Source organism: Kitasatospora sp. NPDC093550, assembly GCF_044764985.1.
In the GTDB taxonomy this organism is placed as follows: domain Bacteria; phylum Actinomycetota; class Actinomycetes; order Streptomycetales; family Streptomycetaceae; genus Kitasatospora.
The window spans coordinates 81,236-102,823 of record NZ_JBIWJF010000027.1 but is presented as its reverse complement, the minus strand read 5'-3'; the positions used below and the strand labels follow the sequence as shown (position 1 = coordinate 102,823).

General features: G+C 70.7%; 15 protein-coding genes and 1 CRISPR repeat array (1 of these 16 running past the window's edge). Of the genes, 3 read left to right on the top strand and 12 right to left on the bottom strand.

Going from position 1 to position 21,588, the window contains the following annotated elements:
• The first annotated feature begins 16 nt into the window (after positions 1-16).
• Complete coding sequence (locus tag ACIRD3_RS32350; protein WP_402223687.1) at positions 17-790, top strand: glycosyltransferase family 2 protein; 774 nt, start codon at positions 17-19, stop codon at positions 788-790.
• A gap of 106 nt (positions 791-896) precedes the next feature.
• On the opposite strand, the gene ACIRD3_RS32345 is transcribed toward ACIRD3_RS32350, so the two are convergent.
• The 5 genes from ACIRD3_RS32345 to ACIRD3_RS32325 form a co-directional block, all read right to left on the bottom strand.
• Positions 897-1,796, bottom strand: a complete 900-nt coding sequence (locus ACIRD3_RS32345; protein ID WP_402223685.1) for a TauD/TfdA family dioxygenase — start codon at positions 1,794-1,796, stop codon at positions 897-899.
• Between the two features lie 37 nt (positions 1,797-1,833).
• On the bottom strand, positions 1,834-2,412 hold the full coding sequence (locus ACIRD3_RS32340) for an ATP-binding protein (protein WP_402223683.1): 579 nt from the start codon (positions 2,410-2,412) through the stop codon (positions 1,834-1,836).
• A gap of 262 nt (positions 2,413-2,674) precedes the next feature.
• The gene (locus ACIRD3_RS32335) at positions 2,675-3,907 is read right to left on the bottom strand and encodes a helix-turn-helix domain-containing protein (RefSeq protein WP_402223703.1); all 1,233 of its coding nucleotides are present in this window, start codon (positions 3,905-3,907) and stop codon (positions 2,675-2,677) included.
• A 656-nt stretch (positions 3,908-4,563) separates the two neighbouring features.
• Positions 4,564-4,914 carry a hypothetical protein gene (locus ACIRD3_RS32330; RefSeq protein WP_402223681.1) on the bottom strand — a complete coding sequence of 117 codons (351 nt, stop codon included), beginning with the start codon at positions 4,912-4,914 and terminating at the stop codon, positions 4,564-4,566.
• A 253-nt stretch (positions 4,915-5,167) separates the two neighbouring features.
• The gene (locus tag ACIRD3_RS32325) at positions 5,168-6,328 is read right to left on the bottom strand and encodes a hypothetical protein (protein WP_402223679.1); all 1,161 of its coding nucleotides are present in this window, start codon (positions 6,326-6,328) and stop codon (positions 5,168-5,170) included.
• A 303-nt stretch (positions 6,329-6,631) separates the two neighbouring features.
• Between ACIRD3_RS32325 and ACIRD3_RS32320 the strand changes: the two genes are divergently transcribed.
• Entirely contained in the window at positions 6,632-7,243 is a 612-nt protein-coding gene (locus tag ACIRD3_RS32320) for a L,D-transpeptidase (RefSeq protein WP_402223678.1), read from the top strand.
• Between the two features lie 628 nt (positions 7,244-7,871).
• On the opposite strand, the gene ACIRD3_RS32315 is transcribed toward ACIRD3_RS32320, so the two are convergent.
• From ACIRD3_RS32315 to ACIRD3_RS32305, 3 genes are all read right to left on the bottom strand, one after another.
• On the bottom strand, positions 7,872-8,345 hold the full coding sequence (locus ACIRD3_RS32315) for an NUDIX domain-containing protein (RefSeq protein ID WP_402223676.1): 474 nt from the start codon (positions 8,343-8,345) through the stop codon (positions 7,872-7,874).
• Positions 8,346-8,901: 556 nt separating this feature from the next.
• Positions 8,902-9,870 (bottom strand): hypothetical protein, encoded by a 969-nt coding sequence (locus tag ACIRD3_RS32310; RefSeq protein WP_402223674.1) that lies wholly within the window; start codon positions 9,868-9,870, stop codon positions 8,902-8,904.
• A gap of 153 nt (positions 9,871-10,023) precedes the next feature.
• Positions 10,024-11,697 carry a DEAD/DEAH box helicase family protein gene (locus tag ACIRD3_RS32305; RefSeq protein ID WP_402223672.1) on the bottom strand — a complete coding sequence of 558 codons (1,674 nt, stop codon included), beginning with the start codon at positions 11,695-11,697 and terminating at the stop codon, positions 10,024-10,026.
• A gap of 177 nt (positions 11,698-11,874) precedes the next feature.
• On the opposite strand from ACIRD3_RS32305, the gene ACIRD3_RS32300 reads away from it, so the two are divergent.
• Entirely contained in the window at positions 11,875-12,867 is a 993-nt protein-coding gene (locus tag ACIRD3_RS32300) for a hypothetical protein (protein ID WP_402223670.1), read from the top strand.
• 2,321 nt (positions 12,868-15,188) lie between these two features.
• On the opposite strand, the gene ACIRD3_RS32295 is transcribed toward ACIRD3_RS32300, so the two are convergent.
• The 4 genes from ACIRD3_RS32295 to ACIRD3_RS32280 form a co-directional block, all read right to left on the bottom strand.
• Complete coding sequence (locus tag ACIRD3_RS32295; RefSeq protein WP_402223668.1) at positions 15,189-16,715, bottom strand: class I SAM-dependent DNA methyltransferase; 1,527 nt, start codon at positions 16,713-16,715, stop codon at positions 15,189-15,191.
• Positions 16,712-18,088 (bottom strand): hypothetical protein, encoded by a 1,377-nt coding sequence (locus ACIRD3_RS32290; RefSeq protein WP_402223666.1) that lies wholly within the window; start codon positions 18,086-18,088, stop codon positions 16,712-16,714. The genes ACIRD3_RS32295 and ACIRD3_RS32290 overlap by 4 nt, the downstream gene beginning before the upstream one ends.
• A gap of 58 nt (positions 18,089-18,146) precedes the next feature.
• Positions 18,147-20,078 carry a DNA/RNA helicase domain-containing protein gene (locus tag ACIRD3_RS32285; RefSeq protein WP_402223664.1) on the bottom strand — a complete coding sequence of 644 codons (1,932 nt, stop codon included), beginning with the start codon at positions 20,076-20,078 and terminating at the stop codon, positions 18,147-18,149.
• A 543-nt stretch (positions 20,079-20,621) separates the two neighbouring features.
• Positions 20,622-21,239, bottom strand: a complete 618-nt coding sequence (locus ACIRD3_RS32280; RefSeq protein WP_402223662.1) for a HEAT repeat domain-containing protein — start codon at positions 21,237-21,239, stop codon at positions 20,622-20,624.
• Between the two features lie 285 nt (positions 21,240-21,524).
• A CRISPR array of direct repeats spans positions 21,525-21,588; the repeat unit is 29 nt; it runs 948 nt beyond the window's last position.

Below are 21,588 nucleotides of genomic sequence, written 5' to 3'. Positions count from 1 at the left end.
GGTAAGGAGCACGGCCGTGCCCCTGGTTTCTGTGGTGATGCCGGTACACAACTCCGTCGCCACCGTGGGCGCGTCGGTGCGCTCCGTTCTCGCGCAAACCCATGCCGACGTGGAACTGCTGGTCACCGACGACGCGTCCACCGACGGCTCCATGGACCTGCTTCAGGACCTGGCCCGCCAGGACGAGCGTGTTCGTCCGCAGCCGGCGCCCGAGCAGGGAGGTGCGGCCAAGGCCCGCAACCTCGCTATGGCGCGGGCGCGGGGGAAATACGTGGCCTTCCTCGACGCCGACGACATGTGGCTTCCGGAGAAGGTGGAGCGGCAGCTCGCATTCGCCGAGGCCGGGGATGCTCCCCTGACGTTCACCTCCTACTACAAGGTCGACGGCGACTACGTGGGCGAGGCGGCGACCTTCACGCCGAACGGGCGCGTGGTCGCGGCGCGGGAGCGCGTGACGTACCGGGACATGCTGGTGCAGGACCACATCGGGGCCCTGACCGCCATGTACGACCGGTCGTTGCTGGGCACGCGACTGATGCCGGACATGCGCAAGCGCCAGGACTACGCGCTGTGGCTGAGCATCATGCGGGAGGGACACCCCGCCCGGGGGCTGCAGGAACCTCTGGCGGTCTACAGGTCCGGGCGGGCGGGATCACTGTCCTCGAACAAGCTGTCGCTGGTGGAGCACAACTGGAAGCTCTACCGCGACCATGAGCGGCTGTCGCTTGTCCGGTCGACGTTGGCTCTGGCCGGGGCGACGTTGCACTCGGTGCGCAAGGCGCGCATCTAGCACCCGGAGTCCATCTCCGGGTGGTACTTGACCGGCCCTGCCCCGTGGTCGTGCCGCGTGATTGGCGGCTGGCCTGCGGGACGGGACTCAGCGTTCCCCGGGCCAGCTACACGGCCGTGCCGGCTCCGCCCGGCGTGCGCAGGAACAACTGGAGGAGCAGCCGCCGGTCGGCGACCGGGACGATCTCCTGACCGCTGTGGAGCGCTTCCCGGCCGTGCAGGACCCGGTGCTGGTTCACGATGAGGTAGTCCCCTCGTTCGAGCATGAAGGACACCTGCCCCCGGACGAGCTCCTCAGCGAGCTCCGTGGCGGCATCCGCGTGCGCAGGGCTGAGCTCGGACCGCTCCAGCATCTTCGCGGTGAACCGGACGAACCCCGCGCCCGGCTCGGAGCTGTCCAGGATCGGGAACGGCTTGTGCTCCTCGCCGACGCCGTGCAGGTCGAAGAACGTTCCATAGTGGTAGGCAGCCTCGGCGAGCAGGACTCGGGTGTCCTCCGACAGCCGTGCGACCGCGGCGTGGGCGTCGGACAGGATGCTGGGGCCACCGCCGAGCGGATCCGGGCGGATGCACAGGAGCGTGGTGTAGTCCGGGGGCAGGGTCGCGTTCACCAGGTCTATGTGGAACGCGTTGTACCCGATGCCGCTGGACTTGCCGGGGTCCTTGTCGACCTTGACCCCGATGTCCTTCCACATCGGCCAATTCGGGAACGGCGAGAAGGGAACCGCCACCTCGGCCGCGAAGCCGGCTGCCAGCCGCAGGAACCGGTCACCGGCCCCCATGGACTCGGCCAGCCTTCCCAGCCGCAGTACGGCGTATCCACCGCCCTCCCCGGTCAGCGCGTGGCGAAGCGTCGCGGCGGTCTCCTCGAACCGCGGGACGGCCGCCAGCTCGGTGCGGTACCGCTCCATGGTCGACTTCGCCAGGAACGATCCGTCCAGCTTCCATGCCGGGAGAGGGAGGTCGATCAGAGCGGATTCGAGTTCGCTCGGGATGCCGATGAACACGCTGATCCTCCTATCTGTTTGTGAGCCGAGTCGGTACTTACGCCACGGTGGCCAGAGCGCGTCCGCCGCCGACCGCGCGCAGACGGCCGCACGCGATCACATCTGCCAGTACTGCCGCTCTTCGTGCGACTCGGGATGGTGACGCGACATTCACGGGAGGCCTGACCTCCAGCTGAGCCCAGACCCGCTTCCCGCCCGGTACACGGGCGATCCCCCACCGGTCGGCGAGTGCCTGCACGAGGAGGAGTCCACGGCCGCTCTCAGCCAGAACATCACCGGTGTGTCCGTGAGGGATGTTCTGGCTGGGGTCACGGACCTCGATCGCGACCGCATCTCCGCCCGGAGACAGGTGAATGCCCACCAGGATCCGGCCGCCGGCATGCATCGTCGCGTTCGAGATGATCTCCGAGGCCAGGATCTCCAGCGATCCCAGCACGGGTTCCGGGAGCCCCCACCCGGTAGCGATCTCCGCAACTTTGTGCCGGGCCCGATGAGCGGCTTGTGCGCGTTGCTCACGGGTACCGGACGCCTTCACGGCCAAGCGGCGTGTCCGAATGCGGGACGCACCATGCGGTACGGTCTCGGCCGGCTTGCCGTGGGATCGGGCTACCGTCATGCCCGACCCCCGGCGTCCTGGTCGTTGACCGGGCTGAGGGTGGAAGCGTCCGGCGAAACCCTCCATCCCTCACCTCCGCCCGGAGGGCAGAGGTGGAAGGAGTAGACGTGCTCGCCAGGGACATCCACCACGACGCCGAGCGAACCAGTCGCGGAGTCAGCGACCAGGTCACCTAAGCGCGGGATCCAGGCTCGTCGTCCGCTCATACGCACAGACAGTAGGTGGACGACTACTGCTCAATATGAATCCGAGGAATACTCGGCTACCCGTCCAGGTGGAAGCGGTCGGACATGCGCCTCAGCTTCTCGCGGGTGCCGGCCCGCTCCTGGTAGACGATCTTGCGGAGGGTCGCCCTGCCGATCGGGTGGTTACGCACCAGCTGCGGGGCGATCCGTTCGGCCTCTTCGAGGCAGGCAAGGGCCTTGTCCCGGTTCCCGTCCCACAGCCAAGCCCGGGCCAGATCCATGCTGTGGTGGCCGCGGCGGGAGTTCGGCAGCGCGGCGACCTTCGCCGGGTCCGCCCGCTCATCCAGCCGGAGCGCGGTCTCATGATCTCCCATCTCCAGCTGGACGGAGATCGCGTGGATCTGCACGTTCCCGGAGGAGAACGTCAAGGAGTGCCGGTCGAAGATCGGCGGACCGTCAAAGCCGTCCATACGGTCGGCCGCACTACGGGCGTGCTGGATCCGCTCCTCGCACTGGCTTCGGCTGCCGGCCCGGGCGGCGGAGACCGCCGCCCGCAACTGCAGCGTCCCCCAGGCCCTGACCGCCAACGGATCACCCTGCCGGTACTCCGCCTCTATGGACTTCAGAGCCTTATCAGACAAAGCCAGGGCATCGTCCCAGTCCGCGGTCGCCCACATGTCCCACACGCGCATCCAGTCCGCGACCGACACCATCACAGGATCACCGGACAACCGCGCAGACCACGCCGCGCGTTCACAGGCCATCGCGATCAGCTCCGGATGACCCAGGGCATGAGCGGCGGTGTGCGTGAACTTGCACGCCACCGCGTAGATCGCGAACGCCTCTTCCCGCTCATGGCCACTCGCGGTCTCGGCAAGAGCCCTTGCTTCCCGCAGGAGATCCGGGAGGATCTTCAAGATCGCGACGTTGGCTGCGGCATCACGGAGACGGTGAAGCCGCTCGGTCTCCCGCCACAGCTCACCAGACGAACGAGGATCCCCGTCGAATACCGGCGTCAGGTCGTACCTGCGAAGCTCACGGAGAATCGCCGAGGCCGACACGTGCCACTGGTTCTCCGATGCCCTGCCAGCCACGTACGGGCGCTCGATCAGATCGTTCGGATGGCAGTGAAGCGCGGCAGCGAGACGATTGATCATGTTCGCGCGGTCCAGCTCGATCAGGCCCTTTTCGACCTTAGACACCCACCCCTGGGATTTCCCAACGGCCTCGGCGAGATCCGCCTGCGGCATCCCCAGCCGAAGCCTGGCCCTGCGAACACGCTTCCCGATGGACTCCCGCTCCTCCAGCACCATGCCCCTCCGGTTCCGCTGGTGGCCGGCATCGAGCCGGGCCCTCCCACCAGGACGGTACCGGGCCAAGCACATTGTGCGAAGCCATGGTTGGTATCCCTCGCCTCGATCGTCACCGCAGTGAGTCCAGCCGCCTTGCTGGCGGACTTCTCGCAGCGTCACGACGGGATCCACGCCAGCCGACCGAGCTCGGGCACCTCTTCACGTAGCCTCTCAAGGGCTCCTGCGGCTGCCACCGGTCGTCTGGCTGGGTGCGCGTTCGGTGCCGCCGTCAACGCGACCGCCTTGGTGATCACCATCCGGGGCCGGTCTGCCCTCACCGGCGCCGACGTGGCCGGGTAGGACATCCGGGCGGTGACCGTTCTCGTGATCGCCGCCCTGGCCGCCGAGGCACCTCTACGATCCGAGGGATGTACCACCTGCGGCGCGGATACGGCAGCCTGCTGCCGAAGTTGGCTGCGCTCGGTGTCGACCTGACGATCGACCGGGAGTAGCCGTGACCAACACCGTGCCGTGGACCCCGAACGCGCTCGCCGGCCTGCGCGAGTGCCTAGACCTGATGACCGCAGACGGCACCGTGCCCGGCGACGGCGAGGAATTGGCCGGGGGCCTGGCGGTGACGTGCTGTTCGCTGGGGAGGTACTCCCAGCTCCAGGTCACGCGTTCACCGCCGTGTAGGCGGCGCGGTACAGCTCGGCGACGGTGATGGCGTGCTCTCGGCACTCGTCGGCGGTCGCAGCGTGGTTGGCGAGGTAGTTGGCCCGGTGGTAGTCCCGGGCGGTGGCCGGGTGGCGCTCGATCTCGACGACGGCGGCCCAGTGCGCGACGAACGAGCGGATCGGCTGCACGTTCCCGGTCTCGATGGCCTCGGCCATGGCCCGCGTCTGCCCGTCGATCATCTCCGGGAGGCGGTCCGCGGCCACGACGGCCAGGGCTGCCTTGAGCGCGGCCGGACTCCGGTCGGGCCGAGGGATCAGCTCGATCCCGTTGTGCGCGGGCTGGCTCATGACGGCGCTCCTCTCCTCGATGCTCCGGTCCCTCGGCGCTCCAACCGACCCCGCTGGCAGGGGAGAACCCGCTCACCAGCGCGACACCCGAGAAGGACTATGGCTGATCCCCGCAGGTGCGGGAGGACCTCCGGGGTCCACCAAGCCGTAGGCGCGCGGTAGCGGAACGCCCGAAGGTGCGGGGAGAACGCCGGTGCCGTCGTGCCACGAGATGAAGCACCCGTACACAGGGGGCCTTGATGCAAAGTCCTTCTCAGGCCTCGTCCGCCCAGATGGCCGTGCGGCCGTCGGACTGGATGTGGACGGTCATCGACATCTCGCGGTAGAGGGAGAGCGCGTCCAGTTCGCCGACCTCGGCGCGGGCCTGGTACGCGGTGGCCGGGAGCAGGGGTTGGACGCACAGTTCCGGAGGGCTCAGCAGCGTCTGGCCCGGCGCCACGACGATCCGCACTCCCGTGCCCCAGGAGCCGGGGCACGGATGGCTGGCGCGGGTGCGGACCCAGCCGACCTTGGCCCGCACCGTCACCGCGTCGGGACCGGTGTTGGTCAGCCGGACCGCGAAGCTCAGGCCCGACTCGTCCACCCGGGTGCACGCCGTCCAGGCGAGGCCCTCGACGTAGCGGATCCGTCCGCACCGGTGGTTGCCGCCGATCTCGGTGCGCGCCCCGGCGGCCGGGGAGAACAGCGGTAGGTCCGCACGCTCGGGAGCGGCGGTCGGCGGTTCGCCCGCGGTGCTCGCGGTGCTCGCGGCCGACGGGGGCGGCGGTGCGGGGGCGGCCGCGTCCATACCCGCACCGCTGCGCCCCGCCAGCAGGACCAAGGGCAGGACGGCGGCCGGGACGAGGACGGCCGCGGCGACGGGCAGCCATCGGCGCACAGTCGTGTTGACGGGGCGTGTGCTCCCGGCGCGCGCCGTGTCGGCGTTCTCGAGCGTGGCGCTCGCGCCGTCTCCGTCGGAGCGCCGGCCCTCGCCGGTCCCATCGAGGCCAGCCGGTACCGGGCCGTCCTCGTCCGGGCCGCCGCGACCGAGGTAGGCGACCGCCTTCCGCCGCCACCCGGCGCCGCCGAGCTCCCCCAGGTGTGACCGGAGTACGGCGATCTCCTCGCCGTGCCCGACCAGCAGCTCGGCCGCCGCCGCGGCGTCCGGGCCCAGGGCCTGGGCGAGAGCGGCGGTGTCGGCCTGTGACGGCATCCGGTTGGCCTTCGCGACGAGCAGCTGGCGGTGTCCCTTCAGCCAGTACGAGAGCAAGGGTTCGTCGATCCGGTGTCCGGCGAGGCGCAGCCGCCGTACGAGGGCCTTGCGGGACGGCCGCTGGGCGCGGTCGGTGACGTCGGACAGGCACCTGGCCCAGTCGTCCAGTGCCCGGGCGAGCTCGCCGGTGGCGTCCTCGAAAGCCTTCTGCCGCTGCTCCACAGGCGTCCTCCGGTGTTGTTCGGTGTGCACCGCGGGCCGTTCGGGCGCAGGTCAGCGCGGTGCAAGACAGAGTGCAAGTTGCACTGTTCCGCGCCTGATGGACAGCCAATCCCGTCGGCCGCGAGGCTCGTTGGCGGCGGAAGCGGCAGCGGTGGGCAGCGCGCTGGTGGCACACGGCCGGTCGGCGCGCACACCGCGTAACGGGTGGCACGCCGCGCGTCGGCGCCGCCCGTCCCCGGGCCATGGCGGCCCCGCCAGGAACCAGAACGGCAAGCCCGAACCGAAGCAGGACAGGAACAGGACATGCGGACGATCCCCTCGTACTCCCACCGCGGCACCTCCCACCACGGCACCTCCCGGCGGCGGCCTCTCACGGCGCTGCTGCTCGCCGCGGGCCTGACGGCCGCGGTCGCGGCCGGCACCGCGCCCACCGCGCAGGCGGCGGACAACGGCGTCCGGCTGACCTTCGTCAAGAACCACGAGCACCCCGACCGCTCCACCCTCTCGGTCCGCGTCGCCGGCGAGACCATCGCCTCCTACCGGGCCGGATCCGGTATCGGCGCCAGTGCCGAGGGCCGTGACAGCTGCCGGACCAACAAGGGCTGGCTGCCCAACGGCACCTACCGGATCGAAGGGCACGAGCGCCACCGGGACAGCGTCATCAAGGGCCTCGCCATCGCCCTCGCGGACAAGAAGTGCTCCGACGGCACCCTGCGGTCCGACCTCTTCATCCACAGCGAGATGAAGGCGGACGGCACCCAGGGCACGCCCCAGGAGCCCGAGCCCACGCGCTGGGACGGCGACCAGGACTACCGGTCCTTCGGCTGCATCAAGCTGAACCCCGACCACATCAAGGCGCTGTTCGCCAAGCTCGACGCCCGTGGCTGGCCCACGACCCTCGAGGTCAGCGGCTGATCCCTCCCGGCGGGCGCGCGCCGTGCACCGCGCGCCCGCCGGTCGCCGCACGCCTGACCACTCCGCGAGCCCTACGTCCGGGATCGGCGCGGTGATCACGGGGCGGGCTCACAGGTGCCGTCCTCAACCTCACCGACCACGCAGACTCGCCTGCCGCCGACCCGTGCGACAGCTCCCGGGGGGCAGCACGGTCCCGACGTTCCGAGCTGCGGGAAAGACCTGGTACCCGTGGCCCGGCTCACCGGCAGGGAGAGCTGACCCCGCGAGGGCGGGACGACCCGCAGTCGTGGCGCCGCTCTCAGAGGTGTTCTCATCTGGTGATCTCCGAGAGCCACGTACGCAGGGGCCCTTCGAGGTCGAGATTGTCGCCTCGCGTGGTGGTTTGGAGTAGTTCCGTGATGACGACCAGTCCAGCGAAGCGCCCGGCTGGGGTGGAGAGGACGTGAGCGAGACGGCGACGGACCTCGGCGGCGGTCTCCGGGACGAGGAGGCTGTAGGCGTACAGGAGAGCTGCGCCGTAGCCTGTGGGCGCGGTGCCCCAGCCTTCCCAGTCGAGCACGGTCAGCGTAGGGCTCCAGTGCGCAGGGCAGCTCGGAAAGCTCCGTGCAGCTGGAGGGGGGCCGTGGTTCTACGCGCGGGTCGCTCCGTGCTCCAGGTAGACAGTCGCGGACTGCCTCCTGCCGGCGCGGGCCGCGTGGACGCGGCGGGCGAGGCGCGGGATGAGGAGTCCGTCGAGCTGGTCCGTGGTGTGGAAGGCATACTCGCCGATCTCTACCTGGTCGACTGCGATGTTGTCCAGCTCTCCGGCGGGGAGGACGCCGCCGTCGAAGATGAAGAGGAGCTTGTCGCCCTCGGTGGGGTGGGGCGCCCAGTCGGCGACGAGCAGGCGGCCGATCGGCGGGGTGATGCCGAGCTCCTCCATGACCTCACGGGCCGCGCCCTCGCTGGGGGTCTCGTCGGCGTGGAGGTAGCCGCCGGGGATCTCCCAGCCGGGCTTGTAGGTCGGCTTCACGAGCAGGACGCGGTCGTCCTCGTCGAAGAAGAGCACGCCAGCGGCGGTGCGGGGCTGGGCCACGACCTCGTGGGACTGGGAGCCGCTCATGGCACGCCTGTAACCGCCCAGCCGCGTCACGCGACGATCTGGGGCCGCTGCGGCGAGCTGCGCGACCTCCGGGGTAGACAGGTCCAGGCCGTCCCACAGGAAGGAGCGGACGCTCTCGGTGACGCCGCTGGCGCTGTACGGCGCCTGGAGCTCGGCGTCCTCGGCAAGTCGCGGCCACAGAAAGCACGGGCCGGTCCGGCCAGCCTCTGACGGTTGTTGGCCGAGGTGCTGGGGCGAGGCGGCGCCAGTCGGCGGTCTGCTGTGGCGCGAGGTGTCCCGGCAGCACGGTACACCCGTCACGCTGAAACTGGTTGCGGTTAGCGGGAGTTGCCATCTCCATCGTCCGAGTGAAGCGAAACGGCTCAGGCCCGGGCAACTCGTTTTGTCCGTGTCTTCAGTCGCCCGGGTGCCCCGACATGGTGAGCACCGGACTCCGCCTGAGTCCTTGGCTGCTACGACTTCGGGCGGCCGACGGGCGCGACGGCGTTTACGGGAAGGCCGTCACGTAGAAGCGGGAGGCACGCCTGCCGACTTCGCCGGTTGGCGACTTCCCTCCTCACTCCCCTGTGAAGACAACGCAGCCTTCGTTGCACAGCTGTCCGACTGGCAGTGAAGACCGGGAGTCCCGCATAGCAACGAGCCCACCGTCCACCACGCGAACCACGCGGGCGAGAGCATCCATCATCCCGAGGACCTTAGCCTCTCCGAGATCAACCCGTGCTTGGATGAACTCCCAGTCCTCATCAGTCCAGACCCCGTACCTAGACAAGTGATCTTTCCAGCGTTCACGCAGCTCCGGTGTACGAAGCTCGCCGCGCTGATGGGTCAACAGATGGCGGATCGCTCGAATTTCCTTGATTGGGCTCTGATCAACTGGAGCGCCGAGGACCTCGTGGGCTTTCGCCAGGATGGGCCAGGCTGGAGATTGTTGATGTCTACCCACCTTGACGTGAAGAGTGCCCCAGAGCCCTGCGCGTCGGACTCGATGCTGTTTCAGCACTTCGTGAAGCACATGCTCCAAGTAGATTTCAAATGCCGTCACAGCGTCCTTTAGCGCCGATGCCTCCAGCATCCAGGCATAGTTGTGCTGCCAAAGCCCGTGGACCTTCTCATCGAAGGTGTTGAACACTATCCAGTCCCCGCGGTCCAACTCTCGCTGTCGGCCGCCGCGACGCCTGTGCTGCTCAGCCGACGACTGCCAAGCTGCCTTGAAGCCGCTAGACGACCATGCAGTTGAGAGACTGATGAAGGCGCGGATATCGCGGTCATGACTTTCCCATGCTTCGAACGCTGCAGTTGGACCACCACGGTCTCGGCTGTCTCTGTCCACCCGCACAGCGTACGAGGCGTGAGCTCGCTGGCCCATCGGTCGGGCGACGGTGAGGCCGTGAAGTGCGACGCCGGAGAACACTGCGAGGACGACGGCGTCCCGCGGGTCCGTGCTGCCGTGGCGCAGCAGGCGGGCGGCTGTGGCGCCGGCCAGCAGACCGAGGCCCAGTACCACGGCGACCAAAGCTGTGGTCATGCCGAGGCTGCGGTGTTGCCGCGAATCGCGGAACTGCTCCTTTCTCGTGGACGGGGTGGTGCGTGCGCGCCCGTCGCAGGCGGTCAGGTGGTCGGCGGCGGGCGCGGGCATCGGGTGCCGCGCGGCGGCGTGGATCCCGGACCTGGGCCGGGGTCAGGCCCAGAGCGCCGGAGCGGTCTCTGGCACGTGGTCGAGGCGCAGGTCGGCGCGGCGGATGAGGCCGTCGAAGACGCCGAGGGCGCAGGCGTGGACCCGGCCACTCGCACCGAGCTTGGCGCACACGGTGCGTCCGTAGCCGCGTACGGAGTCCGGGTTGACGTCCATGGCGACGGCGAGGGCGGCGTTGGGCTGGGCGGCGGCCCACCCTCGGAGCACCAGAAGCTGGCGCCCGGTCAGCGGAGCAGTGGTGGGCCGCCCACCGGGGCAGAGCTCATGCTCGGTGATCAGGCCGTGGAAGGCGGCGAGGGCAGCGGCACCATCAGCAACGCCTTCACGATCGAGGACGGCGGTGTCACCGTCTCCACCGAGAAGGCCGCCGCCTTCCGCGGGACCCTCGGCGATGCCCAGGCGATCAAGCAGCTGATCACCGACCTCGAGGGCGCCGCCAGCATCGAGACCTTCCTCAACGAGCCTCTCGTCGCGCTGTGTCACAGGGCGCAGCGTGGCCGCCTCGTCGTCCCGGCTCGGCGCCTCGCTGACGACGCCCGAGACGATCTCCGCGTCGTGCAGCCCTTCCCGCTTCCACGCCGTCAGGAGGCTGGCCACGCCCCAGCCGACCCCGACTCCATGACGCGGACGGGGAGCCGGGTGCCGAGCGTCCCCGCGAGAACCTGGGCCGCCTGGATCTCGCGCAGCACGACGCTGGCGACCGCGACGGGGTCGGCGGTTGTCCTGGCCGGCCGTGGCGTGGCGCAGCTCCACGAGGTCGCCGACGCGGGCGATCACCATCTCGTTGCCGCCGCCGGCAGCGACGTCGACGCTCAGGCGCACCCACGCGCCCGCCTTCACCCGGTACGGGGAGGTCTCGCCGTCCAGGCCGAGGGCGTTGAGCGCGTGGAAGTCTTCACCGTGGGGCTCGGCGGCCTCGATCCAGGACACCGGGATTGCGCGGGCCTGGCCGCCGCGCGGGAACTGGGCGTGCACCTTGGCTTGGACGAACGGGGCGTCCTCCCCGTGGTCTCGGATCGCGTCCTGCCCCCACTCGGGGTCCACGAGGTGGGAGGCGAGCAGGTGCGCCGGCGCTTGTGGTGGGCAGGACCGGCAGCGCCGCGTGCGCTCGCCCAACATCAGCGGGGTGTCGTAGACGCTGATCGGCAGCATGTGGACGGCCGGGTCGGCGCAGGTCTGCTCGAACCAGCTGCCCTCGTCGTTGGTCGGTGGGTTGCCGATCAGCAGGGCCCGGGTGTGCTCGCCGGTGAGAACACCGCGCATGGCTGCGCCGATGATCCGGCCGATGCCGCCAGCCTCGTCCACGATGAACATCAACCGCGGTGCGTGGATGCCCTGAACGGCGGACTCGTCGTGGTCGGGGGCCGAGCCGTAAGCCACGACGACGTCCGAGCCGTGGGAGTCGGGCATCTTCCACTGGCTGACGCCCACCTCGCCTGGCAGGCCTGCCCTGTCGACGATCTGCCGGATGTGGGGCCACATCTGACGCTGCACCTGGCGGGCGCGGGTGGCGGTGGTGACCGTGAGGGCGGTGCCGGGCGGGTGGACGACGGAGGACCAGACGGCGGCCCTCGCCGCGATGTGGGTCTTCCCTGAGCCGAAGCACGAGCGACGCGGCACGACCTTCTTGAAGGTTGGCGACACCGTCTTGAAGATCACCAGCGGTCTGATGGCCGGCCGTGAAGGCGGGGTGTTGGCTGCCCTCGGAGCCGACCACCACCGGGCCCGCGGGCTCGCCACCGGCGAACTGGTCGGGACGACACTCGCTGGGCACTGGAGCCCACGAGCCGCCGTAAACGGATGGCCTATGGTTCCCAGCCCGGTCATTCTGACCCCATGGGAGACAGAGCCAACGTTATCGTGGTCCGCAAGAACAACACACACGAGCTGTACCGGACCGGGTGGGCGGTCGGAATCGACCTCGACCTGTTGGACGGGCCGGCCGCGGTGCTCGCCATGCTTCCCGAGCTCCGCCAGGACGGCTGGTGGTTGGACGACACCATGGCCCAGGGCGGGGCGCTGCTCGACCTCGGCCGAAAGGTGCTGCTGTTCTTCGCCTGGGAGGGTCCGAGCACTGAACTCCGTCACCGCGCGGCCGTGTTCGAGCTGATCCGAGTGGCGTGGCCGGGCTGGGAGGTCCGTTGGCTGTACGACGGCGCGGCCGAACTGCGCGAGTACGTCGGGCTGGACCCGGAGTACGTTCGGTGCCGCGATTCGGACCTCTCCTTGGCCCCGTTCCTCGCTCCCGAAGAGGAGGATCTGGCCGGGCCCGACCCGGGCGGTGTGGTGGTCACCGTCGGCGCCGGTCGCTGCCACGTCGCCTCCGAGGCTTTCGACCACCCCGTCCGCGAGGGGGTGTCGCTGCTCGACCGCCTGGCAGATGCCCCGGAGCACGGAGTCTGCCGTCTGCATGTCAATGCCGGTATCCACCTCGACCCGGAGCGCCGTCGCTTGGGCTGGTGGTCCCTCTCCTCCACCCCGGAGGCCTACCGGGTGCCGGAGTTGTGGCCGGGCTGGACGGTGGAGTTCTGGAGGGACGACTGGGAGCGGCACCTCCATGCCTGTAACCGCTTCTACCCGGCGCCATTCGACACCGGAACCGAAGCCCGGGCCGCAGTCCTCGCCGAGGCCGGGGAGCGCCGGGCCACCCGGGCGCGCTACCACGCCCAGCGGGTGGTCCCGGACTCGCCCAACCCACCGCCGAATACGTCTGGCTTCCCATCACCTCAGCGAGCCGCAGCTCAGTTGCCGGATGTCGGCGACCACCGGGCGGCGCAGTATTGGGCGGACCGGGCGCGCAGTTCGGGAAGTTCCTCGGAACTCGGCTGACCCCATAGTTGCAGGGAGGAATTTGTGGAGTTCGCCGGACAGCTCTGCTGGGTTCGGCTGACCCCCGCGGGTGCGGGGAGGACACCCTAGCCCTCTCACTCCTCCATGGTGAGCACGGCTGACCTCTGCGGGTGCGGGGAGGACCCGCTTCCGCCGGGCGCCGGGGCGGTGGAGAACGGCTGACCCCCGCGGGTGCGGGGAGGACCTGCCCGGCAGCAGCCAGTCGCAGACGCGGCACGGCTGACCCCCGCGGGTGCGGGGAGGACCTGCGGTTCGCGTCCGAGCAGTACCCGGCAGTACGGCTGACCCCCGCGGGTGCGGGGAGGACTTCGCCTTCTCCAGGTCGGCGCGGCGTTCGGCCGGCCGACCCCCGCGGGTGCGGGGAGGACAACCCCGAGGTGCGCCGCGGCGGCAACCTCCCCGGCTGACCCCCGCGGGTGCGGGGAGGACTTACAAGGGTGGGTCCGGTTACGTCGAAGAGTCGGCTGACCCTGCGGGTGCGGGGAGGACAGGGCGGCGGCGGTGGCCGCGGCTTCAGCGGCGGCTGACCCCTGCGGGTGCGGGGAGGACCACTCGTCCAGCTCCACCAGGGTTTCCAGACGCGGCTGACCCCCGCAGGTGCGGGGAGGACCCGGCAAGACCGGCTTTGAGCATCCCGCCGAACGGCTGACCCCCGCGGGTGCGGGAAGGACCTCCACGACAACGCGAAGCCGAAGCTTGAGGGCGGCTGACCCCCGCAGGTGCGGGGAGGACGGCCACCTCCGGGGAGCCAGGGGCCCGGCGATCGGCTGACCCCCGCAGGTGCGGGGAGGACGCTCACCGCCGCCCGCAAGGTCGAGGAGGAGGCGGCTGACCCCCGCAGGTGCGGGGAGGACATCCCCGGCGCGTCGGGTGGAAACACCGGCGGAGGCTGACCCCCGCAGGTGCGGGGAGGACGATGTGGTTCTTCATCACGCACCGGTCAGGGGCGGCTGACCCCCGCAGGTGCGGGGAGGACGTCTACTCGGTGCAGAAGATCTCGGGCCGCACCGGCTGACCCCCGCAGGTGCGGGGAGGACTCGCGGACCTACGTCGGCGAGTCGCTGCTGTTCGGCTGACCCCCGCAGGTGCGGGGAGGACTCCGGCTCCCACACGCTCTACGTCCTGACCAACGGCTGACCCCCGCAGGTGCGGGGAGGACGGTCCCCCTCGCGCTGGACGAGGCGGCGATGTACGGCTGACCCCCGCAGGTGCGGGGAGGACGAGGTCCGGGCGCCTGAGAAACTCCCGGGCCTCGGCTGACCCCCGCAGGTGCGGGGAGGACGAGGCGATCGCGGTGGCCTGCTCGGCGAAGATCGGCTGACCCCCGCAGGTGCGGGGAGGACGCTTCGCTCGCCCCCTGGAGCCCCCGTTCGACCGGCTGCCCCCCGCAGGTGCGGGGAGGACTTCAGCGCCAGGTCGCTGCCGGTGCCGGCGATCGGCTGCCCCCCGCAGGTGCGGGGAGGACCCGGCCGGCACCACCCCCGGATCCGTCCTCGGCGGCTGCCCCCCGCAGGTGCGGGGAGGACGCCTCCGCAAGGCCGGCCCACGCGGCGGAGAGCGGCTGCCCCCCGCAGGTGCGGGGAGGACCCGTACAACGCCGATGACGCCATTTCGGGTGACGGCTGCCCCCCGCAGGTGCGGGGAGGACGACCTCCAGGAGCGCGAGCGCCCACCAACGGTCGGCTGCCCCCCGCAGGTGCGGGGAGGACCCCACACGCCCGTCCCGGCCGGCATCGACCGCTGGCTGCCCCCCGCAGGTGCGGGGAGGACCCCTTCGCGACCTGGGGCGATGCGGCGGCTTTGCTATTTCTTTGCTGAGCCCGTATGTGCCCCCGCTCGATTAGCCCCAACGTTGCACGTCAACTGTTGAGGTGTCAAAGGGCTTGAGCAGCATCCTATGCGTCGGTGCCGATGGCGGACCGGGGCCGACAATGCGGAGCACGCCGGTGTCGAGGAGCGTTGCAGAGTGTCGAGCGCTGGCGTGGAAGCAGGGCCGCCTCCGGCGGAGGGGCTCACGGTCCGTGCCGCTTCCGCCGCCCTGGTCTTCGTTGCTTGCTTGGCGCGGTGTCGGGCTGGTGTCACTGCGCCGATCACGGAAGTCCGGCTGCCGCCGGACCCGGGCCTTGACGGCCCTTTCCGTGCTCATCCGTTCCCGTGGCTGGCCGCCGATCGCCGACGCGTAATCAGCCTGCTTGTCGTGCTGGTTGCTCGGGATCCCGGGGAGGGCCGAGCGCTCTGTCGGGCGGGCCCGCGGGTGCGGGGCGAACGGTCTCGAACGGCGGTGGAACCAGCACCCGAACTTACGCGGCAGAGGTCGGGTCGGCGACGTCCGCCGAAGCCGCAGGCATGGACGCAGGTGGCGCCTGGCCGAGCGTGCGGGTGATGGCCTCGAACTCGGCGAGCGCGGCCCGCAGGTTCTGCGCGATCTCGGCTGCGATGACCTCGGGCGGACTGTCGTCCGGCGGGGTCGGCTGCGCGATCGGGCAGATCAGGTCGAGGTTGGCGTCGTCCCGGTTGATCAGCTCCTCGTAGGTGAAGCGTGCGAAGCGGCCGTCCGGGGTCTCCCTGCGGGAGGCGCGGTCGCCGGGGCGCAGGGCTTCGAGGACGCCGGTCAGGTCCTCCGCTCGCAGCGGGCGCTGCGTCGGGTGGAACGAGTGGCCGGTGCGCAGGTCGTAGACCCACAGGTGTGTGGTGGCGGGTGTGCCCGAGGGCGACTGCGGCTTGGTGAAGTGCAGGACGTTGGTGCGGACCCCTGGCACGCTGTGGAAGATCCCCGTGGGCAGCCTGATGAGCGTCTGGAGGTCGAAGTCGCGCAGCAGTAGCCGTCGCACCGCCTCCGCGGGGCCGCTTCCGAACAGGACGCCGTCCGGCAGTATCACCGCCGCCCTGCCGCCGGGGGCCAGGACCGACATGACGTGCTGGAGGTGGTTGAGGGCCTTGTCGCGTGTCCGGACGGCGAAGTCGGGGCGTTCCGGCGGGGTGCCCAGCATTCCGAACGGCGGATTGCTGAGCACGACATCGGCCTGGGTGAAGCGGTGCGTGTCGAACGGGTCGGTGCTGGTGACGTGGACCAGGCCGCCGTACCAGCCGGTGTCCCGCAGGAGCAGGTTGGCGTCGGCCAGGCGGCTCGCGGGCGACGGCTCGTTGCCCTCGATGCGGCGTCCGGTCGACGGCGGCAACACGGGGCCGGGGTGCCGCTCGCGGATGTGGCGTAGCGCGGCGACGAGGAAGCCGCCTGTTCCGCACGCGGGATCGGCGATGCCGTCCGCCGGGCCCGGTCCCGCGAGACGCACGAGGGTGTCGACGAGGAAGCGCGGAATGTGGTGCGGGCTGCTCCTCCGGGTGTCCTGGACGACGAGTTCGAACAGGGCCTCCAGGACATCGCCCTCCTCCTCACTCCTGTCGGGACCCGGGGTGAGGCCCTCCTCCAGGTCGTCGATCAGCTCCCGGAGCAGGAGCGGGTCGGTGACGGCCACGGGCGCGTCGGCGAGCGCGCGCCCGAGTGCGGTGTCGGGCCGGTTGCCGAGGTCTTCCAGGATCCGCTCGTACACCTCGGGCAGATCGCCGTCCGGAGCAGCGCGGAGGGCGGTCCAGGCACCTGCCGCGGCGGCGAGTTCCGGGCCCGCCGGGCGCCCGGGAGGAGGTGCCGTCGGTCGGTCGGCCCGCTTGAGCAGGAGGAGGTGGGACATCGTCTCGAGGAACATCCAGCCGGGGACGCCGTCCTCGCGCAGCCGCTCGTACCGGCTCCACAGCCGGTCGGCCAGAGTCTTCGGCGGTTCCGCCTCCTCGAGCGGCAGGGACGGGTCGGTGGGGCGGCTGCTGCTCATCGGAAGTCGAACTCCTGCTGCTCGTAGCCGGTCTCGGGGAACCTCGTCGGCTCGTCGGCCTGGGTGGGATCGTCGGCGGTCCCGTGGCCGGTGAGCCGGCCGGACAACGCGTGGGCGAGGATGGCCAGCCGCAGTTCCGGAGCGGATCGGCGGGCGTCGGCGACGAGCGCGCGGGTGGCGTTCACGTGCTCCCTCCAGACCTCCGCTGCCCGGACGAGCCGTTCCTGGACGGGGAGGGCGGGGACGGGGACGGTGACGGCCTTGACGTCCTCGAGGCGGACGGAGAGGCTGCCCGTCGTGCCCCTGACCTGGTCCTGGAGGCGGCGGCGGGTGGCGGGGGCGTTCCAGACGAGCTCGAGGAACCGCGGAAGGAGCCGCGAGCCGGGCCGGATGCGGACGAGGTGGTTCTGGTACAGGGCACCGGCGGGCTCGCCGTGCCAGAGGGCGGCGTGGCCGATGCGTTCGAGGCTGCCGTTCTGCCGGACGACCAGGAGGTCGCCGGCTTCGACGAGGTGGCGGCGCACGGAGTCGAGGGCGTGCACGGGGATGGTGACCCGGCGGACGTCACCGAGCGTCAGGGCCTCGCGCGCGACGTTCGCGACGCCGAGGTACGGATGCGAGGATCCGGTCTCCGCGGCTTTGGGCGTGCGCAGCCCCGCGGTGACCTCGGCGACCTCGGCGATCGGTGACAGCGGTCCGGTGGCGGGGGCCTCGGTCGGGCCGTCGGCGGTGACGTCGTCGGTGAGACGTCCGGTGACGACGGCGTTCAGGACGCTGTCCCACAGGCGGGGAAGCCCCTGGTACGCGGCATCGTGGGCCGCCTCGCCGGCGTCGAGGCGGCCCAGTAGCTCGTCCAGGGCGTCGGCGACGCGCCGTTGCTCGGCCGGCGGCGGCACCGGGACGCGCCATTTCCGGACGGCGTCGGAGCCCAGATGCTTGAGCCCGGTGGCGCCCCTGGCATGGCGGCCGAACTCGCCGCGCAACGCGTCGTAGGCGAGGGCGTGACAGAGGTAGCGGGGGTCCGTCCCGGGGACCGGCCGGACGCGGATGAGACCGCTGTGGAAGGAGCAGTCCTCGATCTCGCCGTTCCACAGCACGGAACGGCCGATGCGCTCGGCGCTTCCGGAGGCCTCGGCCAGCAGGACGTCGCCCGGGCGCAGGTCGTATCGGCGGGCCTGTTCCCGGGTCAGTTCCGTGGTGCCGACCTTCGTGAGGTCGAGTACGCCCCAGCCGAGGTTGGAGCAGCTCAGCTGGCGCCGCGTCAGCGTGCCGGGGACCCGCGCACGGGTGGCGCCCCGGCCGGGCTGGACCGTGGCGATCGCGTCGACCCGGCGCAGGGCCCAGCCGGGCGGCAGCGGCAGAGCGGGGGACAACCTTCCCATCGTGGACCGTCCGGGGGCGGCCCGGCGGGCGCCGTCGGTCATCGGGGGCTCAGATCTTCTGGAGACCGAGCTCGGCGAACAGCCGCCTGGTCGCCGGGTCGACCGAGTACAGCACCGTGCCGCGGATGGAACGCGTCATGAGGACGCCGTAGGCGTTGCGGATCGCCCGCGCGAGCTCCTCGTCGGACCGTATCCGGTCGGCCTTGCTGAGCACGTGCTCGCGGTGCACGGTCCAGGCGCCGTGCTCCCACGTGAGGTCAGGGCCCATGATCACGCCGCCCCACTCGTACTCCAGCCCCTGCGCGGTGTGCACGCAGCCGATCTGCCCGAAGCCCCCCGGATCCGTCGCCCAGTACTTCCGCTTCGGGACACCGGGAGTCCTGTGATCGTCACCCGCGTTCCACGGACGGGCCCACCCATCCTCCGGCGCCACCTCCGGCACCGTGCCGCTCGAGTCGGTCCACGGCCAGCACATCCCGGCGCTCATCCGAGCAGTGGCACCCGCCTCCAGCCGTTCACGCAGGAACCCCTCCATCTCGCCCGCGCTCTCGGCGTAGTAGAGCTGGAACGGCTCCGGATCCGGACCGTCGTCGGGATTCCACACGATCGGAGCGCCGGCCATGAGCGGCTGGACCCAGGCGTCGTACGTCGCACTGCCCACGGCACGCAGCACCCGGTCCAGGGTGATCGGCACGACCTCCGCCCCGAGACGCTGGATCTCCTCGACGAGCGTCTCCGGAGACCACACCTCCTCGGCGAACAGGCGCTGGTCACCGTCGATGAAGAACACCGGCACCCGCGCCCGGGAGACGATCACCTCGACCGACGACTCACCGGGACGCATGTGGAAGGAGCCCCGCATCGGGCGCTCCGACAACCGGTGCGCCTCGTCGCACAGGATGACGTCGAGTTCGTCCACCGCCAGGTCGTCGGCGACCTTGCTCAGTGTCGTGAACGCGCGGCGTCGGCCCGGTGCCGCCCGTCGGAAGGTGTCGCGCGAGGCGATCCCCCCGGAGACGAAGGCGGCCTGGTAGCCCTCGGACAGCGCGTCTCCCAGCAAGGTCAGCGCGACCAGCGACTTGCCGCTGCCGGCCCGGCCGCTCACCACGTAGACCTTCTTGGTACCGGGGGCGGACGTGGCGCGGACGGAGTCCATCACGTCGTTCACCGCGCGCAGTTGGTTCTCCACCAGGCTGAAGCGGGTGTGGCCGTCGATGATCGCGCCGATCTCGTCGGTGAGGAGCGTCTCCGAGCGGCGGCGGTCCAGGAGGGTCTGGGTCGCCTCGGCACCGGAGGCCGGGGCGAAATTCGTCTCGAGGAACTTCCGCAGGTCGGCGGGCCGGCGGGCCGTGAACGTCGGGATGCCGGGGCACGGCGCCACGTTGCCGATCCACTGCGCGTCCGGGCGCTTGAGGTTGTGCAGGTAGGAGGCGCCGGCGAGGTTGACGTAGCGGCTGTCGAACATGCTGTGGTGCTTCCTGAGCGCCACCATGTTGTCCCGCACCTGAACGGCCGGATGCTTCTTGTGCTTGTCGTACCCCGGTACGAAGACGCGGTCGACCGCGCACCCGGCACACAGCCCGGTCCCGCTACCGGACCGGCACGACGCGCACAGACCCTTGGTCTTGTCCGCCCGGGGGCGCTCGACGACGTCCCACTGCTTGAGTTCGATCGCGGCGAAGCTCAACCCGCCCGACGGGTGGTCGCCGGCGAGCACGACGTCGATCGGACTCATACCGGGGTCGACGCGGTACTCGACGAACATCCACACCTGGCCACGCCCGAGGTCGGTCAGGACGGTCGCCAGCTCGTACAGACTCTCCCGCCACGACGTCACATCGCCCGTCGACGGGTCCTTCCCCTCGGGATGAGCCTCCCGGTAGCACCGCTCGATCTTCTCGACCAGCCCCAGCCGGTTGCGCACCAGCTCCTCAGCGGGCCAGTACGCCTCCAGGTCCCCCCACACGGCACCGGTCGCCACCCCGAACCACTCCCCCGATGACCGACCGGACCCCGTCACGGCCGAACCACTCATGCCGAACCCGCCACCGGCACACATCGGTCGACGGCGAACTTTAATGATCGCCGAGTATCCCAGTACCGGACAGGAGAGACAAGGAATTACCGTCGGGCGGGGCACAGCGGGCGCGAGGTTGACGCGCGGACGCCCACCATCCCGTCACGCACATGACGGACGCCTCTCACGACATCTCGCCCTGCGCACGAGCGGCTCGGCCCAGATCCTCGGCCCGGTAAATGATCTCCAGGGTCAGCTGGATCGGGGTTAGCCTCGCGGAATGACTCGGACCGGTCGATATCGGTGGCGTACCCGTCTGCGCAGGCACCTGCCTTGGTTCCTCGTCGCGCGAGGGCTCGCCGACAAGGGCAGCCAGGATTGCGGAGCCCATGAGTGGTACAACCACGACGGCTCGGTGGCGCGTTGCTACCACTGCGAGGTCGCAGAGCGTCCCTGGGTCGCACCTTTGCGGTGACGCCTCCCCCGGCGATGGGCCGACGTGGGCCTCTACCAGGGGGAATGGGTTCGGTACTCGCCTCGCAGGGACGAGGCGGCCGCGGTGGCCACGTCGGCCCGGGGGCCGGCCGCGCAGTCCCGAAGGAACCCCCGGACCCGAGGCCCCGACCATCCCGCCGCAGCGGCAGCGGCCCAGAACCGGAGGCCGTCGTGCGGCTCCAACGGGCCGAGGACGTCGAGCACGTAGTCGACCGTGGCCGCGTCCAGCCGGAGCCGCTGCGTCGCGACCGCGCGCAGCGCCCCGTCGGCGAGCATCGGCGTGCCGCTGTCGAGGCACCACCGCAGAGAATCAGCGGTGCCCTCGGGACCGCTCAGCCGGACGATGGCGTCACCGAGCGCGGCGTACACCATGGTCGCTTCGAAAGGGCGCCGGGCGAGCTCCCGGAGCAGCCGGAGGGCGGGCCGGTGACCACACAACCCGAGCGCCATGACCATCTGATACTGGGTCTCCCACGTCCGGGAGTCCTGAACCTCCCGCCGAAGGGCCTCCAGCAACGACGGGCCCGCCGCAGGGTCGCTGAGCCGACACAGCCGCGCCGCGACGGACCGCCGCTTGGGCGAAAGCCGATGACCGAGCTGCGCCACGGCCTCATCCAACGTCAGTGCCATCTCGGCTCCCCCATTCCATTGTGAAGGGGTCCGGTAGGGCTGCGGAAACGCGTGGTTCGCGGCCCCCAGGCCGCGAACTCCTCTCGGCACAGAGCCGGCCCCCGCCATTCGGGCACGAACGCCGAACGCAGCGATCCGAGCGTCTCCTCGCGGGACGGTGGTCGGGTGCGGCTATCACAGGAGCATGCTGGCACAGCCGTCCCGTCACCTCGATCTTCAGGTGAACGCTTCCCCGACAGCAGTCCGCTGACGAACACCGCTTTCACCGACTTCGCCCCCTCGGGCCGCCTGACCCCCGCGTACGCGGGGAGGACGATACATGGATCAAACTGGACTTCATCGTCCGGGG

Bases quoted from the DNA above. Each gene is read 5' to 3' on its own strand.
- ACIRD3_RS32340 (WP_402223683.1), bottom strand. From the start codon at position 2,412: ATGACGGTAGCCCGATCCCACGGCAAGCCGGCCGAGACCGTACCGCAT.
- ACIRD3_RS32330 (WP_402223681.1), bottom strand. From the start codon at position 4,914: ATGAGCCAGCCCGCGCACAACGGGATCGAGCTGATCCCTCGGCCCGAC.
- ACIRD3_RS32320 (WP_402223678.1), top strand. From the start codon at position 6,632: ATGCGGACGATCCCCTCGTACTCCCACCGCGGCACCTCCCACCACGGC.
- ACIRD3_RS32315 (WP_402223676.1), bottom strand. From the start codon at position 8,345: ATGAGCGGCTCCCAGTCCCACGAGGTCGTGGCCCAGCCCCGCACCGCC.
- ACIRD3_RS32310 (WP_402223674.1), bottom strand. From the start codon at position 9,870: ATGACCACAGCTTTGGTCGCCGTGGTACTGGGCCTCGGTCTGCTGGCC.
- ACIRD3_RS32300 (WP_402223670.1), top strand. From the start codon at position 11,875: ATGGGAGACAGAGCCAACGTTATCGTGGTCCGCAAGAACAACACACAC.
- ACIRD3_RS32295 (WP_402223668.1), bottom strand. From the start codon at position 16,715: ATGAGCAGCAGCCGCCCCACCGACCCGTCCCTGCCGCTCGAGGAGGCG.
- ACIRD3_RS32280 (WP_402223662.1), bottom strand. From the start codon at position 21,239: ATGGCACTGACGTTGGATGAGGCCGTGGCGCAGCTCGGTCATCGGCTT.